8 protein-coding genes are annotated in these 22,487 nt (G+C 73.8%); all 8 read right to left on the minus strand.

All coding sequences use genetic code 11. The features are described 5' to 3' along the window. The 8 genes from ACQEV1_RS22455 to ACQEV1_RS22490 all read right to left on the minus strand — a co-directional run bounded on the left by ACQEV1_RS22455 (position 1) and on the right by ACQEV1_RS22490 (position 21,676). A complete protein-coding gene (locus ACQEV1_RS22455) occupies positions 1-3,429 on the minus strand; it encodes an FAD-dependent oxidoreductase (RefSeq protein ID WP_433395808.1) in 3,429 nt (1,142 codons plus the stop codon). Continuing rightward, complete coding sequence (locus tag ACQEV1_RS22460) at positions 3,426-4,274, minus strand: thioesterase domain-containing protein (protein WP_433395810.1); 849 nt, start codon at positions 4,272-4,274, stop codon at positions 3,426-3,428. Before ACQEV1_RS22460 ends, ACQEV1_RS22455 begins: the two co-directional genes overlap by 4 nt. Next, complete coding sequence (locus tag ACQEV1_RS22465; protein WP_433395812.1) at positions 4,268-5,869, minus strand: PfaD family polyunsaturated fatty acid/polyketide biosynthesis protein; 1,602 nt, start codon at positions 5,867-5,869, stop codon at positions 4,268-4,270. Before ACQEV1_RS22465 ends, ACQEV1_RS22460 begins: the two co-directional genes overlap by 7 nt. Continuing rightward, positions 5,866-10,596: a beta-ketoacyl synthase N-terminal-like domain-containing protein gene (locus ACQEV1_RS22470; protein ID WP_433395814.1), complete on the minus strand. Its 4,731-nt coding sequence runs from the start codon at positions 10,594-10,596 to the stop codon at positions 5,866-5,868. Before ACQEV1_RS22470 ends, ACQEV1_RS22465 begins: the two co-directional genes overlap by 4 nt. Then, on the minus strand, positions 10,593-12,326 hold the full coding sequence (locus ACQEV1_RS22475; RefSeq protein ID WP_433395816.1) for an SDR family NAD(P)-dependent oxidoreductase: 1,734 nt from the start codon (positions 12,324-12,326) through the stop codon (positions 10,593-10,595). The genes ACQEV1_RS22470 and ACQEV1_RS22475 overlap by 4 nt, the downstream gene beginning before the upstream one ends. Beyond that, positions 12,323-16,855 (minus strand): beta-ketoacyl synthase N-terminal-like domain-containing protein, encoded by a 4,533-nt coding sequence (locus ACQEV1_RS22480; RefSeq protein WP_433395818.1) that lies wholly within the window; start codon positions 16,853-16,855, stop codon positions 12,323-12,325. The genes ACQEV1_RS22475 and ACQEV1_RS22480 overlap by 4 nt, the downstream gene beginning before the upstream one ends. Positions 16,856-17,091: 236 nt before the next feature. Beyond that, positions 17,092-19,902 carry an ATP-binding protein gene (locus ACQEV1_RS22485; protein WP_433395820.1) on the minus strand — a complete coding sequence of 937 codons (2,811 nt, stop codon included), beginning with the start codon at positions 19,900-19,902 and terminating at the stop codon, positions 17,092-17,094. A 253-nt stretch (positions 19,903-20,155) separates the two neighbouring features. Next, positions 20,156-21,676: a carboxylesterase/lipase family protein gene (locus tag ACQEV1_RS22490; protein WP_433395822.1), complete on the minus strand. Its 1,521-nt coding sequence runs from the start codon at positions 21,674-21,676 to the stop codon at positions 20,156-20,158. Between the last annotated feature and the right edge of the window lie 811 nt (positions 21,677-22,487).

The following is a 22,487-nucleotide window of genomic DNA, read 5'->3' on the forward strand; positions in this document are numbered from 1 at the left end:
TCAGGCCCGCGAGGGGCCGGCGGCGAGAGCGCTCTCGGCGGCCAGGTCGTCCGCGATGGCCCGAGCCACCTCGTCGATCGTCGGGTACTCGACGAGGACCGCCGGAGCGATCTCCCAGTCCAGCCAGGCGGACATCTCGGCGATCAGCTGCACGATCGCGAGCGACTCCAGCGGGTAGGCGTCCAGCGGCGCGTCCGCGTCGACCTCCGCCACCGCCAGGCCCAGCCGCCGGGCCACCTGAGCGCGCATCCAGTCTCGGATCTCGGCATGGTCCGGCACCCCGGCGAGGAGCGGACCGGCGTGCGTCGGCGCGGCCGGCGGCGGCGCGGACGCCGGCTCGGCCCCGGGCGTTCCGGCGAGAGCCGGGAAGTGCCGGCGCACCAGCTCCCGAGCGTGTACCGCCGTCGGCTCCACCAGCTCGAACGCGAGCAGCGACCCGGCATACCAGGTGTTCCGCGCGCCCTGCAGCCCTTCCAACCGGGAGAAGAACCCTGCGGCGGCGTCGGAGGCCTCGACGTGCGGGAAATAGTCCCAGCGGCGCGAGGTGTGCACCGCTTCGAGCCGCCCGCCCATCCGCCGCACGTCCTCCGCGAGCGTCCGCTGCAGCTCGCCGGCCGTCTGCCCGGGGCGGCCGTAGCCGTAGAAGGTGTACACGTCGGTGTCCGGGTAGCGGTGGTGGAACGACACGCAGTGGCCGACGGTGGCCGGGTCGTCGACGTGCCGGTCCACCAGGTAGAAGCCCTCACGCGGCAGCCCCGTCGCCTCGGCCACCACCGTCCAGTAGTCCAGGTACCGGATGCGGGCGAACAGCTCGCGCTCCTCGTCGCCGAGGTCGAGGAACTCTCCGGTCCGGTCCAGCGGCATCGCCAGCACCAGGTCGTCGAACTCCTCCTCACCGTCCCGGGTGCGCACCCGCACCCGGCCGTCGGCGCGGGTCACCGACTCCACCCGCTGACCGACGCGTACGTCCGGCAGCCGGGCGGCCACCCGCCGCCAGAGGTCCATGAACCCGCCGGCGACCGTCCACCGGGTGTGCCGGGCGGCCGACTCGGCGTCCGCGCCCAGGAAGGAGAACACCCCGGCGAACTCGGCGAACCGCAGCGGGTACAGGGCGGGCAGCGTAGCTGAGCCGAGGAAGCCATAACCGGAGCCGGTGTAGCCGGGAACCAGCGCGGTCAACGCCGCGAAGTTCCGGTCCGTGGCCCACCGCGCCGCCGGCAGGTCCAGGCTCCGACCGGCGTCCACCAGCCCTGAGCCGCCGATCCCCGGGAACTCGGCGTCCCGCAGCCGCTGGTACGTCCGGATGGCGGCGGTGTCCAGCAGCAGCCCCCGCCTCCGTACGATCGAGCCGGTCCCGGCGTCGACGACGTGCGCGGGTGTGGCCGGCTCGGTCCCGGCGCCGACCTCGGCGGCCAGCCGCCGCACGTACGTGTGCTCACCGATGCACAGATGCCCGCCGAGGTCGTACCAGCGGCCGTCCACCGCGACCGAGGCGCATTTGCCGGCCACCGCGTCCGCCTGCTCCAGGACGGTCACCCGGTGGCCACGCCGGTGCAACTCGTGTGCCGCGACCAGCCCGGCAGGCCCGGCGCCGATCACGCACACCCGGCGTGGGCCGTCGTCGAAGCGGGCCAGCGCGTGCTCCCACTCCTCGACCAGCAGCCCGGCGGCCACGGCGAGAGCCAGCTTGGCGTGCCGCTCGGCCTGGTCGACCGGCCGGGCGAAGTAGTCCTCGACCACCGTGTCGGCGTCCTGCTCGGCGGTGACCGGCCGCTCCAGGTACTCGGTCTCCAGCACCGCACGCAACGCCCACCGGTCGCCGTCCCGCACCGCCGTGCAGGTGTACTCCGACAGCACGGCGCTCGCGGTGCCCGGGTCGACGCTGGCGAACCGGGCGACGGCGAGCACCTGGTCGTCGCCCACCGGCACCGCCAGGGCCAGCCGGGACAGCGCCGGCAGCACCCGGGTGACCCGCTCGGCGTAGGCCAGGTACTCGCCGTGGTCGCGGTAGTACCGGCAGGTCAGTACCCCGTTCCAGAAGATCGTCTCCATGCACACCGGGCGGTAGGCGGTGAGCACGTCCGCCAGCGCGGCCATGCTCCCCGCTTCGGCGCGGTGGAAGCCGGCGGTCAGCCGGTCCAGCATGGCCCGGAAGCCGTCGGGGACCGCGCCGGCGTCCGGGCGGCCGGCGTCGGCCGCGGCCCGCAGCCCCGTGGCCACGCGGGCCAGCGCCGGCTCGTGCCGGGCGAGCGGTCCGCCGGCCAGCACGGCCAGGATGTCCGCCACCGGGTCGGCGGAATCCTGCCAGCGAAGCCGGTGCATGTCGAGGGTGGCACCGACCAGGGCCTCTCGCAGCCCGGCGAGCGGGGGTGGCAGGTCGTCCACCGGCCGCCGCCCGGCGACCAGCGCACTCAGCGTCGCGTCGATGGGCAGGCCCAGCCGGGCGTGTGCGGAGGCCCGGTAGGCGACCGCCCGGACATGGTTGACCGACGCCGGGTCGGTGGCCGAGGTGGCCGGGATCAGGGCCAGCTCCGGCGGGGCGTGGCCTGGATTGAAGGTCAGCATCTCGGCCGCGGCGGGGTCGGTCAGGTGGTCGAGCTCCACCTCGGCGGCTGCCACCCAGGCGAACCGCTCGGGCGGCCAGGGCCGGGTCGGATCCAGTGCCTCCCGGTCGCCCTCGTCGGGTCGCAGCTGCAGCTCCAGCAGGTACCGGGCGTCGCCGCGCCGCACCCGCCGGCGGAACTCGTCGCGCAGGTGGTCGCCGGCACGCGGGTCACCGTCCCGGCGGGGCGCGTAGTCCTGCGGCAGCCGCAGGTGCGCCGGGTCGACGCGGCCGCCGTCCGGACCGCCGTCGGCGCTCCGCAGCCGGTACCGGACCAGCCTGGGGATCCCGTCACGGCCGATGAACCGGTAGGCGACCTGCGAGTAGTAGTACACGTCCAGGTAGGAGTCCGGGTCCCGGATCAGCTCGGTGAGGGCCTGCGCGATGCCCGGGTCGTCCGCCATCAGGGCGGACCGTCCGGCTGCCGTCGCCCGGGTCCACTCGGCGAACGCGGCGGCGTGCGGGGACACGAACCGCTCCCCGGTGACCAGCACCAGATCCACCAGCGGCGACGTGTCGCCGGCGGGCCCCAGCAGCCGCAGCGCGGCGCCCCGGCCGTCCAGCACCGCGTCGTCGGCGAAGCCGCGGGCGTTGGAATGCCGGAGCAGCACCCGGTACTCCGCGCCCGGGTCGAGCACCCGGTGCGCCGGCAGCGCGGGGTCGTCGAGCACCCGCAGCCGGCCGCCGGCGGCGACCCCGACACCGTGCGCCGCGCGGCTCGAGCGAGTGCGCGCCACCCGGTAGGCGGCCGACACCAGCTCGCCCAGCACCTGCCGCAGCCCGGGATCGGAGACATCGCTCCAGTCCGGTGTGACATCCACGGTCACCGTGGTACCTCCGTCCCGGCCAGCACGGCCTCCAGTCGGTCGGCGAGGACTCGCACCCTCGGCTCGCGCAGGAAACTCCAGTGGTGCCCGGGCACGTCGACCACGTCGAACCCCGCCCTGGTCACCGAGGCCCACCGGCGCGCGGACACGTACACCCCGCTCGGCGTCAGTCCGCGCAGCCGCCACACCTGGGCCCGGAACAGCACCACCGGGCCGGGGTAGGGCGCCGGGCGGTACCCGGCCGTGGCCCGCACGTGAACCTCGTGGCCCCGGTCGGTCCACATCGCGTACGCGGTCCGTATCCAGCCGGGCGCACCGTCCCGGCCGGCGAAGCTCGCGCGCCGGGCCAGCCACCGGCCGAACCGGTCGGCCGCGTAGCCGGCGCCGGTGATCCGGCAGGGTGTGTCCAGCAGCGCGACCAGCGGGGGAGGGCCGTCGTGGCGCATGCGACGCGCCAGCTCGAGGGCCAGGTAGCCGCCGCAGGAGTTACCCGCGAGCACCAGTGGTCCGGCCGGAGCGACCGACGCGATGTCGGCCAGGTAGCGGTTCAGCAGGGCGTCGAACAGCTCGGCGCGGGGCAGGTCCAGGTCGAGCGGCGCCTGCAGGGCATAACACGGCTGCTCGTCGTCCAGCAGCCGGGCCAGCTGCGCGACCGCGAGCACGTCGCCGTGTCCGGCGCACACCACGAACAGCGGCGGGCTGCTCCCGGTGCGCCGCAGGGCCACCAGCGTCGAGACCCGGCCCCGGCGACGCCCCGGCCGGTGTGCCGTGGCGGAGCGGGAAGCGTACGGATCGCGCCCGGCACCCGGCCGTTCGGGCCGGGGCGCCCGGCCCCGGGTCAGCACGGCATCGCCCGGGGCGCCGGTGCCCCGGGTTCCGGCCGGTAGCGCCGCAGCGCGGCCGGCAGCGTCACGCCCAGCGCGTCCAGGTGCGCCACCCGGCGCAGATAGGCCGCCCCGGTCATCAGGTGCCGAGCCACGTCCACCACCCGGCGGTCGGCCGGGTCGGCGAGGTGGCTGCCGCGCACCCAGTCGTTGAAGGCACCCATCGCCGGGCCGCACCAGATCTGGTAGTCACCCTCCCGGCCCGGCTCACCGACGTTCGACCAGCGCGACGAGCGGCCCAGGTACCAGCGGAACACCAGCGCCATCCGCCGCTTCGGGTCCTGCTCGGCTCGGACCACCTGGGCCGGGTCCCGGGCCGCGAAGTACTCCCGGGTGCCGCGCCATACCTCGTCGAGACTCTGCCGGAAGACCTGCCGCTCCAGCCTGGCCCGTTCGTCCGCGGGGATCTGCTCCAGCCCGTCGTACGCCCGGTACAGCGCGTACAGCCGCTGCGCCCGTACCGGGAACAGCGTTCCCCGCTTCACCACCTGCAGCCGTACGCCGAGCTCGAACATGTCGGCGGCCGGCGCCATCGCCACGTCGGCCAGGTCCACCTCGGCCAGCAGCCGCTTGGTGTGCGCCGACGCGGCGGCCTCGACGCACGACTGGTTGACCGACCCGGTGACCACGTACCCGGCGCCCAGGACGAACGCGGCCAGCGTGGCGTGCGGGGTGCCGATCCCGCCGGCCGCACCCACGCCGACCGGCTCGGCGAAGCGGTACCTGGCCTGCAGCTCGTCGCGCAGCTCCACGATCGAGGGCAGCAGCACCACGAGCGGCCGGTTGTCGGTGTGCCCCGCGGAGTCGGCCTCCACGGTGACGTCGTCGGCCATCGGCACCCGGGCCGCCAGCTCCGCCTGCCGGGCGGTGACCAGCCCCTGACCGGCCAGCGCCGCCACCAGCTCCGGCGGGGGCGGGCTGAGGAAGTGCCGGGCCACCTCGCGGCGGGACACCTTGGCGATCACCCGGTTGCCGATACGGACCGCTCCGGACGGCTCCTCGGACAGCCCGGCCACCCGATACCGCACCACGTGCGGGGTGAGCGTGAGGAACGCGGCCGCCTCAACGGTACGGACGCCGTGGGCGAGGTAAAGCTCGACGGTCCGGCGTTCCAGGGCCTCCTCGGCCGGGCTGTGGATCAGGTTGAAGGCGTACGGCCCGCACGGGAGCGCGTCGGTGATCCGGGCGATGGCCGCCTCGATCCGGTCCGGCAGCAGGCCGGCCGCGCCGAAGGAGCCAAGGACGCGGTCGCGGCCGAGCGCGATCACCAGTTCCTCGGTGGCGATACCGCCTGCCATCGCGCCGGCGGCGTAGCACCGCGCCACCCCGTGGCGGCGGCGGAAGCCGGGATCGCCAAGGGTCTCCGGCGGCGCCGCCGGCGCCTCGGCCAGCACCTCCGTGCCGGACCGCTCGCCCGCGCCACCGAGTACGCCGATCCCCGACGCGTCCCGGACCACCTGGACCGGCTCGTCCAGCTGGGCCAGCAGGCGACGCATGCCGGCCTCGTCCCGGGCCGGCCCGGGACGGCCCGCGACCAGCGCGCCCGGGGAGGTCATGCGCCCGCCTCGACGACGGCCACCGCCAGGCCGGCGACGTGGTAGATCCGCAGGCCGTCCTTCCAGAGGTCGCCGTCGCCGATCACCACCACCCGGTCGTCCTCATCCCGGACCTCGGTGACGTGCACCTCCACCAGCATCTCCCGGTCGGTGCGCACGATCTGCCCCCGGTACTTCCAGACGGTGCGATGTTCGACCGCCTGGGCGAACCGCGGCCGGGCGAACCGCGCACCCAGTCCGGCCGCCGCGGTGTAGGCCTTGAGGGCCTGCAGAAGGGCCTCGACCCCGAGCGAGCCGGGCATCACCGGGTCCTGGAAGAAGTGCGCGTCGAAGAACCAGCTCGACGGGTCGACCTTGGTCCGGCCCCAGGCGCAGCCGCGCCGCCGGGTGCCGCCGTCGAGTGCCACGGTCACCTCGTCGAGCAGGTCGAGCTGCCCGTCCGGCATCGGCAGGCGCGAGCCGGCGGGATCGAACGGGGCCGCAGTGCCGGTCGACCACGCCGGCTTCCGCCGGCCTCCGTCCAGGCCGATCTGGTTGGCCAGCGCGTCTCGGCGGAAGTAGCCGAAGGCCGTGCTACCGCGGTAGATCGGGACGTCCGCGCAGCCGAGCACGAAGTCGAACTTCTGGATGATCACGCCCTCCAGGGCGGTCGAGGCGCACAGCCGGGCCCGGGTCCACACGGTCCGCCCGGCCAGGGCCGGGTCGGCGAGCAGGCGGGCGTCCCCGTCGAGGTTGCGGAAGTAGAGGTCCTCGTCCGGGGTGGCCAGCGTCGAGCCCAGCCACCCGGAGAGAAATCCGCACGGTTGCAGGGCGATCTCCATCAGCATCGAGTACGGCAGCGAGTCGCGGCCACCGTCCGGGTCGAACCACGGCCGGGCCGGCACGTCGTACTCCGCGAGCAGCTCGGTGCCGGTCCGGAAGTCGTGGCGGGTGCCGTCGATCGAGACCACCCGGCTCATCAGGTGCAGGTCGCCGTTCGGGATCCGGGGGACGCGGCGTTCGGCGTAGCAGTCGTACTCCGGTCCGAAGCAGGCCGTCATCGACCCGGTCGCGAACTCGGCCAGCTCCCGCGGCCCGAACAGCGCCCGGCTCGCTCGGACCGGGGTGCCGGCCAGGCGTACCGCGAGACCCTCGAACGCGACGATCACCCGGCCGTCCAGCACCACGTCGACGTCGGCCTTCGCGTACGGGTTCGGTTCCAGCTCCACCTCGACCAGGCGCGCCCGGTAGGTCAGCAGCCGATCGGCCGGCGTGACCTGGCCGCGGCAGCGCACCCGCTGCGGCACCCCGACCACCGGTTCGAACGTGGCGTCCTCGACCAGGGTCTGCAGGCCCAGCGCCAGCAGGTGGGTCTGGAGCAGCTGAACGCAGCCCTCGGCCATCAGGGACCCGGCGAGCACGGGGTCGCCGAGGAAATGGCAGGGGAAGTACCAGTCGTCCGGCCGCAGGTCCTTCTCACCGACGATCTCACCCAGCCCGCGCGGGCCACCGGCCGGGTCCAGCCGGACGATCCGGTCCAGCATCCGAATCCTCGACGGCGCCAGCCGCAGCGCGGGGTTGCGCCCGCCCTGGTCGTACTCCGGTCCGAACACCGCCGCCAACGCGCCGTCGCTGAGCCGGTCCAGGTCGGCGGCGTCCAGGGTGACCCGGTCGGTGCGCAGCGGGGGCTCGAACCGGGCCCGCCCGAGATCCACCCGGGACCGCCCGCCGAGCACCCCTTTGCCCTGCGCCAGCTCCTCGTCGGTGAAGAACCCGGCGCACCCGCCGCGCATCTCCATGATCTTGCGCTCGCCCGCGAAGCAGTCGTAGTGGAAGAAGAACAGCAGCGTGTCGGCGGTGCGGGCGAAGGAGTCGATGTGGATGTCGTAACGCAGGGTGTCGCCCTCGCGGGGCAGCCGGCCGAGGAAGGTGAGGGTGCAGTCCAGCAGCCGATAGACCCGCTCGCCCCGGTTGCCGAAGTCGACTCCGAGGTAGGAGATCAGCAGCAGGTCGCACTGACCGGACTCGATCGTGACCGACCACGGAACCTGGCCGTCGACGGCGTACCAGGCCGCCCTCGGCACGTCGTACTCCGTGGTCAACGCCGAGGGCCCCAGCACGTTCGGGGTGGCGTCCAGCCGGGTCACCCGATCGACCAGCAGGTACGGCGGCATCGGCAGCCGGACCCGGCGCCGGTGCTGGTCGATCTCGGCGAACTCCGGACCGAACACCGCCGCCGCGTCACCGCGCGCGAACTCCAGCAGGTCCTGCCGGTCCCAGACCACGCCGGCCGCCCGAGGACCGCCCTCACGCCGGCCCCGGCCACCCGCCGGCGCGATCCGGCCGGCTTGGCGGGCGCGCAGGAAGTCCTCGTGACCGGGTCCGGTGGCGGCCTGCGGCGGCGGGGCGGCGGGCGCCGGCCGCGCCCCCGACACGCCGGGTGCCCGCCGGGGCCGCGGCAACCCGGCGGCGGCCAGCGATTCGCGCAGCCGGGGACCGCCGGTGGCGATCCGGGTGGCGACCCGGGGCATGACCGCGACCTCGCGCTGGTGAGCCACCGCATACGCGGCCAGGGCCCGGCAGTCGTCCAGCCCGTCGGGCAGCTCGTACCGGCGCCCGCGCGGGTCGGCGGGGCCTCCGGCCGGCACCACGACCAGCGCGGCGGCGCAGTCCACCGGCTCGCCGGCCGGACCGGTGGCCAGCACCACCTCCGGGGCACCGGCGAGGTCCACGGCCGCCACCACCGCCGCGTCGACCTCACCGCGGGCCAGCATGCCCTCGGCGGCCGCCCGGGCTTCGCGCAGCCCGCCCGAGCCGGCGGCGGTGACGGTGAACGCCGGGCCACGCAGGTCCCACAGGCCGGCCACCCGGGTGGCCATGATGTTGCCGATGTAGCTCAGGTACCGGTTGACGCCCAGCTCCTCATGCAGCGCGTCGCGCGCGGCCGCGATGAGCGTGGCCAGCTCGTCCGGCTCCGCGGCCAGGCCGGCCCGTGCGAGCAAGTGCGGCAGCCGCCGGCCGGCCTCCAGCCGGGCCACGAACCGGTGCAGGGTCGGGTCGCCGGCCATCGCCACCACCACGGCGACCGTCGTACCGGGCTCGACGCCGGAATCCCGCAGCGCCCTGTCGGCCACGTCCAGCACCATCATCTGCTGCGCGACCGGCACGTCGGCCGCGCCCGGTGGGGCCTTGAACCGCAGCGCGTCCACCACCACCGCGTCCAGGTAGCGGCCAGGCGGTGGGTCGCCGGCGAATCCGTGCGCGCGGAGCAGCTCGTCGTCGTCCAGCCCCCGCCAGCGCCCGGCGGGCAGCTCCCGCCGGTCCCCGAGCAGGCCCGCCAGGCCGACGACGGCCACGTCCGCCGGCCGGGGGCGCACGGGCGGCCGCCCGCTCAGGGACGCGCCGTCCGGCGCCGCGTCCACGACCAGGTGCGCGTTCGCGCCGCCGAAGCCGAAGGCGTTCACCGAGGCCCGGCGGGGTCCGGCGCCGGTGGGCCACTCCCGGGCCGCGCCGACGATCCGCTCCGGCCCCACCGCGCCGCCGTCGGAGACCAGCGGGGTCCGCAGGCCGGCGGTCGCCGGGATCACGCCGGCCCGCATGGCGAGGATCACCTTGAGCGTGCCGGCCATCCCGGCGGCGGTCAGCAGGTGGCCGACGTTCGACTTCACCGCGCCGACGAGCGGGACCCGGGCGCCGAAGACCCGCTCGATGGTGTTCAGCTCGGTGAGGTCACCGAGCGGGGTGCCGGTCGCGTGGCACTCGACGTAGTCGACCGTGGCGGGATCGATCCGGGCCGCCGCGTACGCCCGCTCCAGGGCCGTCCGCTGGGTGGCCGGGTTCGGCGCCAGCGGGTGCCGGCCCGCGCCGTCGTTGGACATGCCGATCGCCCGGATCACCGCGTGGATCTCATCGCCGTCGCGCTCGGCGTCCCGCAGCCGCTTGAGTGCGATCACGCCCGCGCCCTCGCCGGCGAGCAACCCCTGTGACGAGCCGTCCAGCGGGAGGCTCGACACCCCATCGCGGGGGTAGGCCTGGAACGTGCTGAACGCGACATGGATCAGCAGCCGGTGTGAGCCGCTGACCCCGCCGGCCAGTGCGAGGTCGCAGCGTCCGGCGGCGAGCAGATCACAGCCGAGCTTGATCGCGTAGAGCGAGGAGGCGCAGGCGGCGTCCAGCACCAGCCGGGGCCCGCCCAGTCCGAGGGCCGCGCAGACCGACTCGACGAGGTCGGCGCCGAGCATCGACCCCTCAAGACGCCCGATCCGGGTCCGCTCCGCCGGTCGTAGCGCCGGCACGTCGAGCACATCGGCGAGCGCCGCGGCCAGCCCCTGCTCGTAGACCGGACCGAGCGCCGCCACCGACGCCTGCGTGGGGAACGCCAGACAGCCCAGCACGAGCCCGCAGCGCCGCCGGCTGGACTCGTCCAGGTGCCCGAGGCCGGCCAGCGCCTGCCGCGCCGCGTCCAGGGTCCACAGCCCGGACGGGTCGAAACCGGCGATCCGGTCGGCCGGCAGCCGGTAGCCGTCGAGGTTGAAGTCGCGCTGGCGGACGTACCCGCCGTTCAGGCAGTAGGTGCGGTCGGGGGTCGGCTCGGAGGCCAGGAACACGGCCGGATCGGCCCCGAGGTCGGCGGCGGTCGCCCGCGTGATCGACCGTTTCCCGGCCAGGAGGTTGCGCCAGAGGGCAGCCGGATCGGGCGCGTCCGGGAAGACGCAGCCGAGGCCGACCACCGCCACCGGATCGTTCATGCCGGCGCTCCCACCGCGCGGAAGCGCTCCGCGAGCCGCGCGCTGACCGTGACCTCGGCGCCGGCCAGCCGCAGGTGGACCCGCCCGCCGGCGTCGCACAGGACGACGTCGGCCGCCATCGAACCGGCGTCGTGGCGGCGCACCTCGGCCCGGGCGTAGAAGGTACGGTCGAACGGCAGCGGCCGATAGATGTCGCTGCCGGCGCAGCTCAGCGGGAGAGAGGCCATCCCGGTGTGCAACCGGACCCACACGAGCATGGCCTGGAACCCCACGTCGGCCACGAAGTGGTTCACCGACCGGACCGGGAACTGGCCCTGCGCGGAGACCGGCACCTCGGGCAGCCGGCACTCGAGCCAGATGTGCGAGGCGTCGTGGGAGAGCACCCGCCGGATGCCGCGGAACAGCGGTCCGTGGAACAACGTCCCGTCCTGGTAGAGCCGCTCGCCCTCGGCCGCTCCCGGCACCGGCGACGGCGGGGCGTCGACCCGGGGGGCTCTGGGCGGGTGCGGGCTGAGGGCGAGGCGTGCCCCGTACCGGGGACGCGACCCGGAACCGGTCTCCGACCACACCTTGGCGGCGAGCACCACGTCGTCGCCGCCCATGCTCACCGGGGCCGCCTCGGGCGTGAGCTCCAACGTCAGCTCCACCGGGGTGTCGTCGGTCAGCACCACCCCGTTGAACACCCGGAAGTCCCGGATTGCGACGACCCGGAGCCGGGGTAGCAGTTCCTCGGCGGAGTTGACCAGCCACGAGCCGCTCACGACGGCCGGGAGCACCCGGCGGCCGTCGACGACGTGGTCACGCAGGAACGGGTTCGCCGCCGGGTCCAGCCGGCGACGGACCCGGTGCACGGCCGGCGGTCCGATCGGGGACGGGCGTGCCGCCGGCGCCCGGCCGACCACGACCTCCACGTCCCCGCCCGGATGCCGGGCCAGCTCACGGGCCAGCAGGTCGGCACCGGCGGCCGGATCGATCAACGGGACGTCGCGCCCCGCGAACAGTGCCTTCAGGGAACCGGTCACCATGCCGCCATCCCACGGGCCCCAGTTCAGCACCAGCATCCGGCACCCCGGCCGGCGCCGGCGCAGCAGCAGCGCGGCCTTGTTCAGCACCTCGTTGGCCAGCGCGTAGTCCGACTGGCCGGGATTGCCGAAGAACCCGGCCGCCGAGGAGAACAGCACGACCTGGCGGAGCCGCTCCTCCGGCAGGCACGCCAGCAGGTTGACCAAGCCGGTGACCTTCGGTCCGACCACCCGTTCGTAGTCGGCGACGGTCTTGCGCCCGATCGGCCGGTCGGCCAGCACGCCTGCGCCGTGCACGAGCACCACCTCGCCGGCGCCGTCGGCGAGGGCCGGCGTCAGCGCACGCCGCAGCGCCGCCGCGTCGGTGACGTCGACGGGCAGGTACTCCGCACGGCCGCCGGCGTGCGTGACCGCGTCCAGGGTGGCCCGCACCTCGCGGCTCGCCACGACCTCCGCCACCGACCGCTCCAGCTCGGTCGGCGTCGTCGGGCGTCCATGTTCACCGCGGGCGCGCAGCGCGGCCTCCCGCAGTTCCGCCGGGCCGGACGCGCCCGCCGACCAGATCGGCTCGGGCGCTCCCGGGTCGGTGCGCCCGAGCAGCAGGTACCGGCCGCCGAACCGGCCCGCGAGCTCGACGACACAGCGCGCGGTGATCCCCCGCCCTCCGCCGCTGACCACGAAAAGCGTGTCCGGGCCCGGAGGGCTCATCCCCTCACCGCCGGGGCCGGCTCGGCCGATCCCTCGTCCGCGGCCACGAGCTGAACCCGGCGGTCGGCGGTCAGTGCCACCTCGGCGACCGTGCGGTCCGGATCGCGCAGCTCGGCGATCACCAGCTCGGCCGCGCGCTCGGCGGGGACCTCGGGATGCAGATCGACTGCGCGGCAGAACACGCCCGGCCACTCCAGCGCCAGCGTCTTGACGAGCCCGAACAGCCCGCCGGCGGCGGCGGAGAAGTCCCGGTCGCCGGCCAGCCCGAAGCCGCCGTCGAGACGAGCGACGGTGGCGAACACCGGCCGGCCCGGGCCGTGGTAGCGCGCCAGGCCGGCATCCAGCGACCGGGCCGCCACGAACACCTGTCGCAGGAGGGTCTGCTCATGCTCGCCGAACAGCTCGTGGGGGCCCGGCGGCGTCGCGGGATGCAGGTGCACGAAGCCGCCGATGGGCCCGTGTTCCCGCTCCACACCCACCAGCGCGTCGCTGATCGCCTCGTCGCGACCGTCGGCCGGCGCCGGTGCCCCCTGGGTGGCGTCGAACAGCGGCAGGACGGCCACGTGCGACCATCCCCACGCCCGAAGGGCCCGCGCCAGTGAGTCGGCGAGTGGCGACCCGTCGGAGGTCAGCACGCAGACGTGCCCTTCGGGCGGCGGGACGAGCAGGGTGTCGGGCCGGGGCAGCGTACGCAGCCGGGCCCCGTCGGCGGTCAGGCGCTCGATCGCAGCGGCACCGTTCCCGACCGGGGCGGCACCGTTCCCCGCCGGCGTGGACGCCGGCGTCCCGGCCGCGGCGGGGAGGCCGAGCAACTGCTCCATCCGCTCCACGATCTGGCCGAGCCTGCGCAGCTCGCCGACCTCCTCCTGGCGGAACGGCGGCAGCTCCGGGTACCGGGTGCTCAATGCCCCCAGGATCTCCACCCGCTTGATCGAGTCGATGCCGAGATCCGCCTCGATGTCCATGTCGAGGTCGAGCATGTCGACCGGGTAGCCGGTCTTGTCCGCCACGATCTCCAGCAACGTCGCGCCGGCCTCCCCGTCGGCCGGACCGGATCCCGGCTCGGCCACCGAGGCCGCCGGCTCCGCAACCGGGACCAAGGGCTCGGCCAACGCGGTCGCGGGCTCCTCCTCCGCCGCCGGGGGAGTGGCCGCACGCTCCGCGACCGGAGCGACCGGCGGTTCCAGCACCGGCGGTTCCAGTACCGGCGGGGCGGTGTGGACCACCGGGCCGGGCACCGTGCCGTCGGCTGAGCCGAGAAGCGCGCGGAGGAACTGCTGCCGCTGACCGAGGTGCGTTCCATGGTTGCGCGAGACCGCCAGCTGCTGCTCGTGCAGCATCTCCATCGCCCGGGCCAACGTGGTCCGGCCTTCCGGCGCGATGCCGTTGGCCGCCGTCCGCGCGAGATCGGTGATCATCCGGGCGGCCTCGCGCTGGTGGTGCAGGTAGTGCTCGTGGGTGCGCTCGGATTCCCGTTGCGCCGCGAACGGAGCGGGCTCCGCGGCGGTCGCCGGGGCCGCCTGCGCGACGGCGACGGGCGGTGGCACGGGCGGTGGCACGGGCGGTGGCGGAACCGGGTCGGCGGAGTCCGGGGCGGCTGGTGTCGGGTTCATGGGCGCGCGTACCTCCGTTGCGTCCCGATGGCGCTGAATCGTGAAGCCGTCGGCGAGGGCGGCTTCGAACCTCTCGGTGGTGCGCGAGCTCACGTGGTTGGCGCCGTTGATGCGCACCGTCGCCGGGCCGCGAGCCTTTGCCGGCGGCGGAAGGGCCGCGTACCGGTCCAACGGGCGCAGCGCCAGCCCCGCGACGCGCAGCCGCATGGCCGCGACCTGCAGCTGTCGCACTGGACAGGACCGCTGATCCGGGTTGACCGACACCACCAGGGCGGGCCGGCCGGCCAGTGTCTGCCGGACCAGGCCGGCCAAGGTGCCGCCCGGACCCACTTCCACGAAGCACCGCGCCCCGGCGGCGTACAGGTTCTCCACGGTCTTCGCGAACAGCACCGGGTTCAGGATCTGGTCGACCAACTGGTCGCGGACCGCCTCCGGCTCGGCGGGGTAGGGCGCCGCCGTCGCGTTGGCGTAGACCGGAATCGCGGGCGCGGCGAAGCCGACTTCGGCGGCCGCCGCCGCGAACGGTTCCCGGGCGTGCGCCACCAGGGGAGTGTGGAACGCGGCCGCGACCGGTAGGTCGGTGACGCCGATCCCGGCGCTGACCAGCGCGTCCCGTACCGTCGCGAGCTCGGCGTGGGCCCCGGCCAGCACCACCTGCCTCGGCGCGTTGATGTTCGCGACCCGCACGCCCGTGCCGGAGGCGGCGAGCAGCCGCCGTACCTCGTCCTCACCCGCGAGCGCGGCCAGCATGCCGCCGGGGCCGGCCCCGGGCGTCGGCGCGGCCATCGCACGACCACGGGCGTCGGCCAGCGCCGCGATGTCCCGCTCGCCCACCGCCCCGGCCGCCCACAGCGCGGTCAGCTCGCCGAAGCTGTGCCCGGCCAGCATGTCGGCGCCGAACCCCGCCCGGACCAACAGCGTCCACAGCCCACGGCTGACCGCTCCGATGGCCGGCTGCGCGTGCTGGGTCTGACGCAGGCGGTCAGCCCCGGCCCGGGGGTCCGCGTCCGGCACCGGCGGCGGGTGGATCACCTCCGAGATCGGCGAGCCGCCGGCGGCCAGGGCGACCTCGTCGGCCAGCGCCAGCGCGGCGCGCAGCTCGGGGAACGCGGCCGTCGTCGCCCCGGCCATGCCCACGTACTGCGAGCCCTGCCCGGGGAACAGCGCCGCCACCCGCCCGGTCGGCTCGAGTGCCGCCCGCCGGTAGCCGATCGCGAGGTCCTCGCGGTGCCAGTCCTGCGCGTCCGGCTCGGCGCCGATCAGCTCTGCCGCCCTGGTCAGCCGTTCCGCCGCCGAGGCGGCGTCGGTCACCACCGTGCCCACCCGAGGTGCGGCCGGAGGCGGCGGAGGCAGCGCCACCAGCTCGGCCAGAGCGGCGCCCGGCTCCGGTCCGGCCAGTCGGCCCGCCAGCTCGCGGCACCGGTCCGCGAGCGCGCTCGGCGTGTCGGCCCACACCACGACCGCCTCCGGTAGCCGCTGCCACCGATAGGGCCCGTCGTGGTCCCCGCCGTACTCCTCCAGCACGACGTGGTAGTTGGTGCCGCCGAACCCGAAGGAGCTGACGCCGCCCCGGCGGGGCGCCCCGGGGCTCAGCCAGGGCCGGGCGACGGTGCTCAGGTAGAACGGCGAGCCCGGATCGCGGAGCCGCTCGGCCGGGACGTCCACGTTGATCGTCGGCGGCAGCACCTTGTGGTGCAGCGCCAGCGCCACCTTGATCAGCCCGGCGGCGCCGGCCGCCGACTTGGCGTGCCCGATCTGCGACTTGACCGAGCCGAGCCCGACGCGGTGCGGAGGGGCCGAGGCGAAGACCTCGTGCAGCGTGGTCAGCTCGCAGGAATCGCCGGCGGCGGTGCCGGTGCCGTGCGCCTCGACCAGCCCGACGCTGTCCGGTTCGCAGCCGGCGTCCCGGTACGCCCTGCGCAGCGCGACCGCCTGGCCGGAGGACAGCGGCGCGTAGATGCTCGTGCTGCGGCCGTCGCTGGAGCTGCCGATGCCCCGGATCACCGCGTAGATCCGGTCCCTGTCACGTTCGGCGTCGGCCAGCCGCTTCAGCACGTACATGCCGAGGCCCTCGCCGATCATCGTGCCGGTGGCGTCGGCGTCGAACGGGCGGACCTGTTCCCGCCGGCTGAACGCCGGGGTCTTGCTGAAGCACATGTACATGAGGATGGTGTTGTCGGTGTCGACCCCACCGCTGATCACCAGGTCGGCCCGGTGCTCGACCAGCTCGCTGACCGCCATCTTGAGGGCGGCGAAGCTGGACGCGCAGGCGGCGTCGACCACGCAGTTCGTCCCGCCCAGGTCGAGCCGGTTGGCGACCCTCCCCGCGATCACGTTGCCCAGCATTCCGGGGAAGGACGCCTCCACCCAGGGCACGTACGCGAGCTTGATCTTCTCCACCAGCACGGCGGTCTCCGGCTCGGTCAGGCCGGCGGCGCGCAGTACCCGCTGCCACACCGGGTACTGCAGGCGGGAGGTGAGCGGGGTGAGCAGCTTCTGGCCACCGCCGATCCCGAGCACCACGGCGGTTCGCTCCCGCAGCGCGGCATCCGCCTCGGCGTACCCGGCGTCCCGCAATGCCTCCTTGGCCACCATCAGCGACAGCAGCTGTGCGACGTCGGTGACCTCCAGGCTGTTGGGGGGCAGGCCGAACTCCAGGGGGTCGAACTCCACGTCCGGGATGAATCCGCCGCGCCGGCAGTAGGTCTTGTCCTCGGCACCGGGGTCGGGGTCGTAGTAGTCCTCGATCCGCCAGCGGTCGGCCGGCACCTCGCTGGTGCAGTCGACGGCGCCGAGGATGTTGCTCCAGTAGGTACGCAGGTCAGGCGCCTGGGGGAAGATCCCGGAGAGCCCGACGATCGCAATGGGCTGGTCGCCAAGCCGGAACTCGCCTTCGCGGTTCCGAACCTCCGCCACGGCCACGTTCCGCCCCCGTCCGCCGTCCCGACCCCGCAGCCATGCTCGGGATCGCGGCAGAGCCGATTTCTCCCTTGCCGCCGGACCATCGTGGGTCGTGTGCCCTGAGGTCTGCATCGGGGACTGTCCCGTAGTTTTAGGCACTGTCCGCGGCCGGCGGCGGCGCCGATCCGACCGGGCGGGCTGGTGGCGAGGCCCGCTCGGGGCACCCTTGCGTCGGGGGGATGCCCTGATCTTTATCCGAGCCCGGACCAATGGTCGGCAGGTTCCGGCCGAGGGAGATGGGCCCGCAGCTCTCGCTTGGAGCGCACGCTCAGCTTGCGGTAGATCCGGGTCAGGTGTGTTTCGATCGTCTTCACCGACAGGGACAGTTGGTGCGCCACCTCGGCGTTCGTCAGACCCTGCGAGGCCAGCGATGCCACTCGCGTCTCCTGGGCCGTGAGCTGCCCGCGCGGCTCCCGCTGGGAACGGCGACGTCCTCCGGCCACCCGCAGCTCGGCCGCGGCACGCGCCGCGAGCCCGACCGCGCCGGCCCGTTCCGCGATCCCGAGCGCCTCGGCGAGATGCTCGCGGGCCGCCAGAGGTTGGTTGACGCGCCGCAGCCATGATCCGGAGTCCAGCAGCACGCGGGCACGTTCCAACGGCAGCGGAACGGGAAGGGCCACCGCTTCGGTGTACAGCGCCAACGCGCTCCGCCTGTCGCCCCTGGCCGCGGCCAGGCCCGCTCGCCCGGCCGACGCGGTCAGGCGGGGCCACATGCCGGGCAGATCATGCATCACCGCCTCGACCCGGCCGCAGACGCGCTCGGCGTCCTCCAGGCGGTCCGAACGCAGATGTGCGCGGATGGCGAACGACGCCCAGGGAACAACGCACGGGTCCCGCACGCCCAGCTCGTCGATCAGCCGTTCCAGCTCGAGATAACCGGCGGAGGCCGCGTCGGTGTCCTCGTCGTTCAGCCTGATCACGGCTTCCAGATGAGCTGCCCACACCCGGCTCATCCACATCAGGTGCGGTGGGCCGGCGGCGGTCAAGAGCGCGCGGGCCCGTCCGGTGTCACCGAACTCACAGGCCAGGGCGGCACGGCTGAGGTCGATCGTTTCGTGCATCAACGGCACCACGTCCGCGACCCGCCCGCAATCGTCGAGCACGCCTCGCGCCTCGGTCAGCCGGCCCTGGCGCAACAGGCTGTCGACCTTGGAGATGTCCAAGGCGAGCTGCGCATGAATGAGTCCCCGGGCCGCCGCCCGCTCCCGAGCTCGACCGCGCACCCGCTCCTCGTCGTCGAACCGCTCACTGAGGCAGGCGATGCTGAGGTAGAGCAGCGTGGGGTCGAAGGGCGAGTTCTGGTCCTCACCGATGTTCAGATCCGTATCGTCGCCCACGAGCGCGCTCAACTCATCGAGGGCGCCGGCGTCCGCATGGGCGTAGTAGTTGACGAAGCTCCGCATCGCGCGCAGCCCGGGGTCGCGGAGCTCGCTCTCGCCGTACAGAGCGTCGATCAGGACGGACGCCGGTGCCGGGCCGGAGCTCTGCCACACCGCGTGTACCTGCTCGACGATGACCGAGCCCACCGTCTCCGGAGCGGACGCGCGGGCGTACTCCAGCGCCTCCTCGGCGGCCCGTCCGGAGCTCGGGATGTCGCTGGCGAAGGCCATCGCCCTTGCGAGCAGCCGCAACGCGCGCACCCTGGGCGCACCGACCAGGTCCGCGGTCGAGGCGGCCGAGCGGCAGCATTCGGCGGCCCGTGCCGGCTGCCCAGCGGCCAGCCAGGCCTCCCCGAGCCGCAGCCACAGCATCCCGGGAACCTCGCCCGCGCACAGTTCGACGGCGGCCTGCAGGTGCTCCACCGCACGCCGCACCGCGCCGGCGCACATCGAGGCGTCGCCCGCCGCGGTCACCGCCGCGATCGCGGCCGGGTCGCCCACCAGGTCGGCCGCCACGGCGTGATGTGCGGCGAGGGAGACCTCACCCAGGCCGGCCAGACGCTCGAAGGCGCGCGCGTGCAGCCGGATTCGACGCACCGGGGACAGGTCCTCGTAGACGGCTCGCGCGATCAGTGGATGGGCGAAAGCCGCCCAACCACGTCGGGTCTCGGTCAGCAGGCCGTTCCCGAAGAGCGCTTCGAGACCGTCGGCTGCCTGTTCGGGATCCAGGCTCGCCACGGGTGGTACGAGGGCCAGCCGGAACTCGCTGCCGAGCACCGAGGCGGCGCGGGCGTACTCGATGGCCTGCGAAGGCAGCGCCGCGAACGTCGACAGCAGTAGCACCCTGCGGAACTCGCCGAGATCGATGCCCTCGGGCTCGGGCAGGCCCCCCTCCGAGATGACGATCTTTGCCAGCTGCTCGATGAGGAACGGGTTCCCCCCGGCCAGGGTCCACGCCCGGCTCGCGAGGTCTCCGCCGTCCGGCCCATCGACCCGGACGCGGTGTTCGGACTGCCGCGAGAGCAGCTCCGCGAGCATCAACTGCGCGCCCGGCCGCGACAGCGGCGCCAGCTCGACGCTGTCCGCGGTGCCGTCGGCCACCAGCTGATCCACCAGCTCCCGCGCGGCGGGCGGCCACGGCCGCAGCCCGGCGATGATCCCGACGGGGACCTCTCGGATCCGCCGGCTGAGGAATGCGATCAGCTCCAGCGAGTCCGGGTCGGACCAGTGCAGGTCATCCAGGAGCAGCAGAACGGGGGTGGTCGACGCGGTCGTCTCCAGCCATGCCCGGGCTCGAAGCCATACCGCCACCCGGGACTCGGCAGGCTCCGCCGCGATCGCGGACGGACCCAGGCGCAGCCCGCCCAGCGGCTCCAGGGCCTGGGCGGCCAGCCCGAGACGGAGCTCCACCTCCATCGCCTGCCCGCGTGCCCGGGCGACCTTCACCCGCGGCCCGGCGCGGTGCGCGGCCAGGTTGAGCAGCGTCGTCTTGCCGAGCCCCGTGTCACCCGTGAGAAACAGTGCACCGCCGCCACCCTTTCTGAGCGCGTGGAGCAACCGGTCGATCGCGCGAAGGCCAGCTGATCGCTCGTGTAAGCGGGCCCGTGAAACCGATTGATCCATCAGCGCCCGAGCGCGGAGTGACGGCGGATCGTGTGGCAGCGGGTCACGTCGGGAGATGGGCGGAGGGAGAGAAGACGGCGAATGGAGCTGGCCACAGGCGTCTCCAGGTGGGGGCTCATGATTTCGCACGGAGGTTATCCCGAAGCGGAGATCGTGATAACGATCCTCTCCGTGACGATCACGTCACCTGTCGTACGGCGCGGGCGGGCGTCCCAGACCGAGAACGCACACCGGTCGAGGGGCGCCCGATCCGCTATCGGGCCCCTTCCCAGAGCCTGCGTTCGCGGCCTGACGGGTCGCGCACGACGGCGGAGTCCGTGCCGGTGAAGCGGAGGACCGAGCGATGCGGAAGGTAGGAGGGCCAGGCGGGTAGCCGGTCCGTGTCGGGCCGTCCGTGGCGGGCGAAGGAGGTCCACGCGGCGCGCATCCGGTCGGACAGATCGTGGGGAGCACCCGGCCCGCGGAGGGGATCAGTGGGATTGCCGAAGACGAAGCCGATCTCGGCCATGTGGCAGGCGCCCAGGCGTCCGTCCCGGGCAGGCGAAGGCCAGGCGAACTCGTAGACGAAGGTCGGCGCGCCGTGGGCGGCGCGGGCTTCGGCGAGGCGGATGGCGGGGATGCGATAGGCCATGTCGGTCATCGCGGTGGAGAACAGATCACCAGACGAGGCGTCCGGACGTGCCGCGCGGTAGACGGCGAGCGCGTTCACGGCGTCCAGACCGAAGGCGGAGAGAAAGCCACGCACGAGGTCGTCCGTGATGTGATCGGCGATGCCCAACGGCACGAGGAACAGCCGGAACTCCTCGGCGTTGGTGCCGGTGAGCACGTCGACCTCGTGGCCGGCTCCCGCGGCGATCGCGTCGATGGGACGGGCCGGCAGAGTGGTTCCGTCGACGACCGGCAGCACGGTGGTGCCGCCGCCGGCGGACTCGCCCCACTCGCCCGGGTCGGCGGCTCGGGAGATCTCCTGGGAGAGGGCGGCGTTGGCGGCGATGAGGCGCTCGGGCGGTGTCGTGGCCAGGGCCTCGGTGGTGTGCTCGACACCGGCGAGGGCGGCGAGTCGTTCGGTGATCTTGCGCCCGAGGTGCGCGGAATGGGCGTGGTGTCCGGCACCGCTTTGCAGGATGGCGCGGCGGAACAATCCCTTTCCCCGGGGCATGGTCATCAGGGTGGCGATACTGATGGCACCGGCCGACTGGCCGAAGACGGTGACGTTGTCCGGGTCGCCGCCGAATCCCGCGATGTTCTCGTGGACCCACCGCAGGGCGGCGATCTGGTCGAGCAGGCCGAGGTTGGCGGTGCCGTCGGGTAGGAGGAGAAAGCCCTCGGCGCCGAGCCGGTAGTTGATACTGACGCAGACCACGCCGTCAGCGGCGAGTTTCCCGCCGTCGTAGGTGGGAAGCGAGCCGGACCCGTTACGGAACGCGCCTCCGTGAATCCAGACCAGCACGGGAAGGCGACCGCCGGCGCGCCCGGGAGCCGGGGTCCAGATGTTCAGGTTCAGGCAGTCCTCACCGGGACCTTCCGCCGCCACCAGGAGTCCGGCCAGAGCGGGAAGATAACCCGGCTGGAACATCGAGTTCCCGTGCCGGCGGCAGTCGCGCTCGCCGGACCACGACTCGGGAGGCAGCGGAGGCCGCATGCGGCGAAGGCCGTACGGAGGAGCCGCATACGGAATTCCCAGAAAGGCCGCGACACCGTCCCGCTCCAGTCCGCGTACCCTGCCATGGACGGTAGAGACAGTGATATCCAATATGTGGCTCCTTCGTTCCAACGCTCAGCGGTGATTGTAAACGCGCTCGGGGTTGCTTATCGGACCACCTCGATCACGATACTGACGGTCTTGATCACCGTGGCCGCCGGCCTTGGCGTGCGGTCCGTCCCGGCCGTCCTGTGGCAGACCGGCGAAGGGCTCGAGCGCGACCTTGAGCCGCTTCCCGGCACGGGTCAGGCGCCAGGTGCCCGCTGTGCGCTTCAAATTGTTGCTTCTGGGTGCATTTACTTATTGTTCGGATCTTTACTCCGGTCGAGTCGGGTGGAAATTCTCAGTCCCTGGTGTCTGGGAAGCCGGCAGGCACTAGCGTCAGATCGTCGTCTTAGGGCCACCACGCTCCATATCGACACCCGCAACGGTTTACGGACGCAGGAGAGGAGTTGGCATGGAGACGGGATATGTGACCAGAATTACGGCGCGGCGGCGTCGGCGTTGCGCCCTCACGGCCAAAGTCGTCATGGTCATGGCGTGCACGGCGGCCGGCTTCACGGCAGGAGCGATATACGTACTCAAGGCGACGGCGGGCACGGCCGGACTCCTGGACAAGTAGGCCCGGCCGTCCTCATCGCCGCCGTCGACCCTGACGGCGATATCCAATGTGACGTCACCCCTGAGGAGCCGTCCGATGTCGTCGGCCTCGGCATCCGGCCCTGTCGCAGGCGCCGGCCGGCCGCATCGCGGTCATCACCTGACCACGGCCACACGCAGTGCTATAACGTACTAGTTCGTACATTGCGACCGGTCGCTCCGGCGTCTGTCCTGGCTGTCCGAGAAGGAACGGGCATGACTTCATACCTGATCGGGCCGATCG

It is taken from the genome of Actinoallomurus sp. CA-142502, from assembly GCF_050936355.1.
Classification (GTDB): Bacteria; Actinomycetota; Actinomycetes; order Streptosporangiales; family Streptosporangiaceae; genus Actinoallomurus; species Actinoallomurus iriomotensis.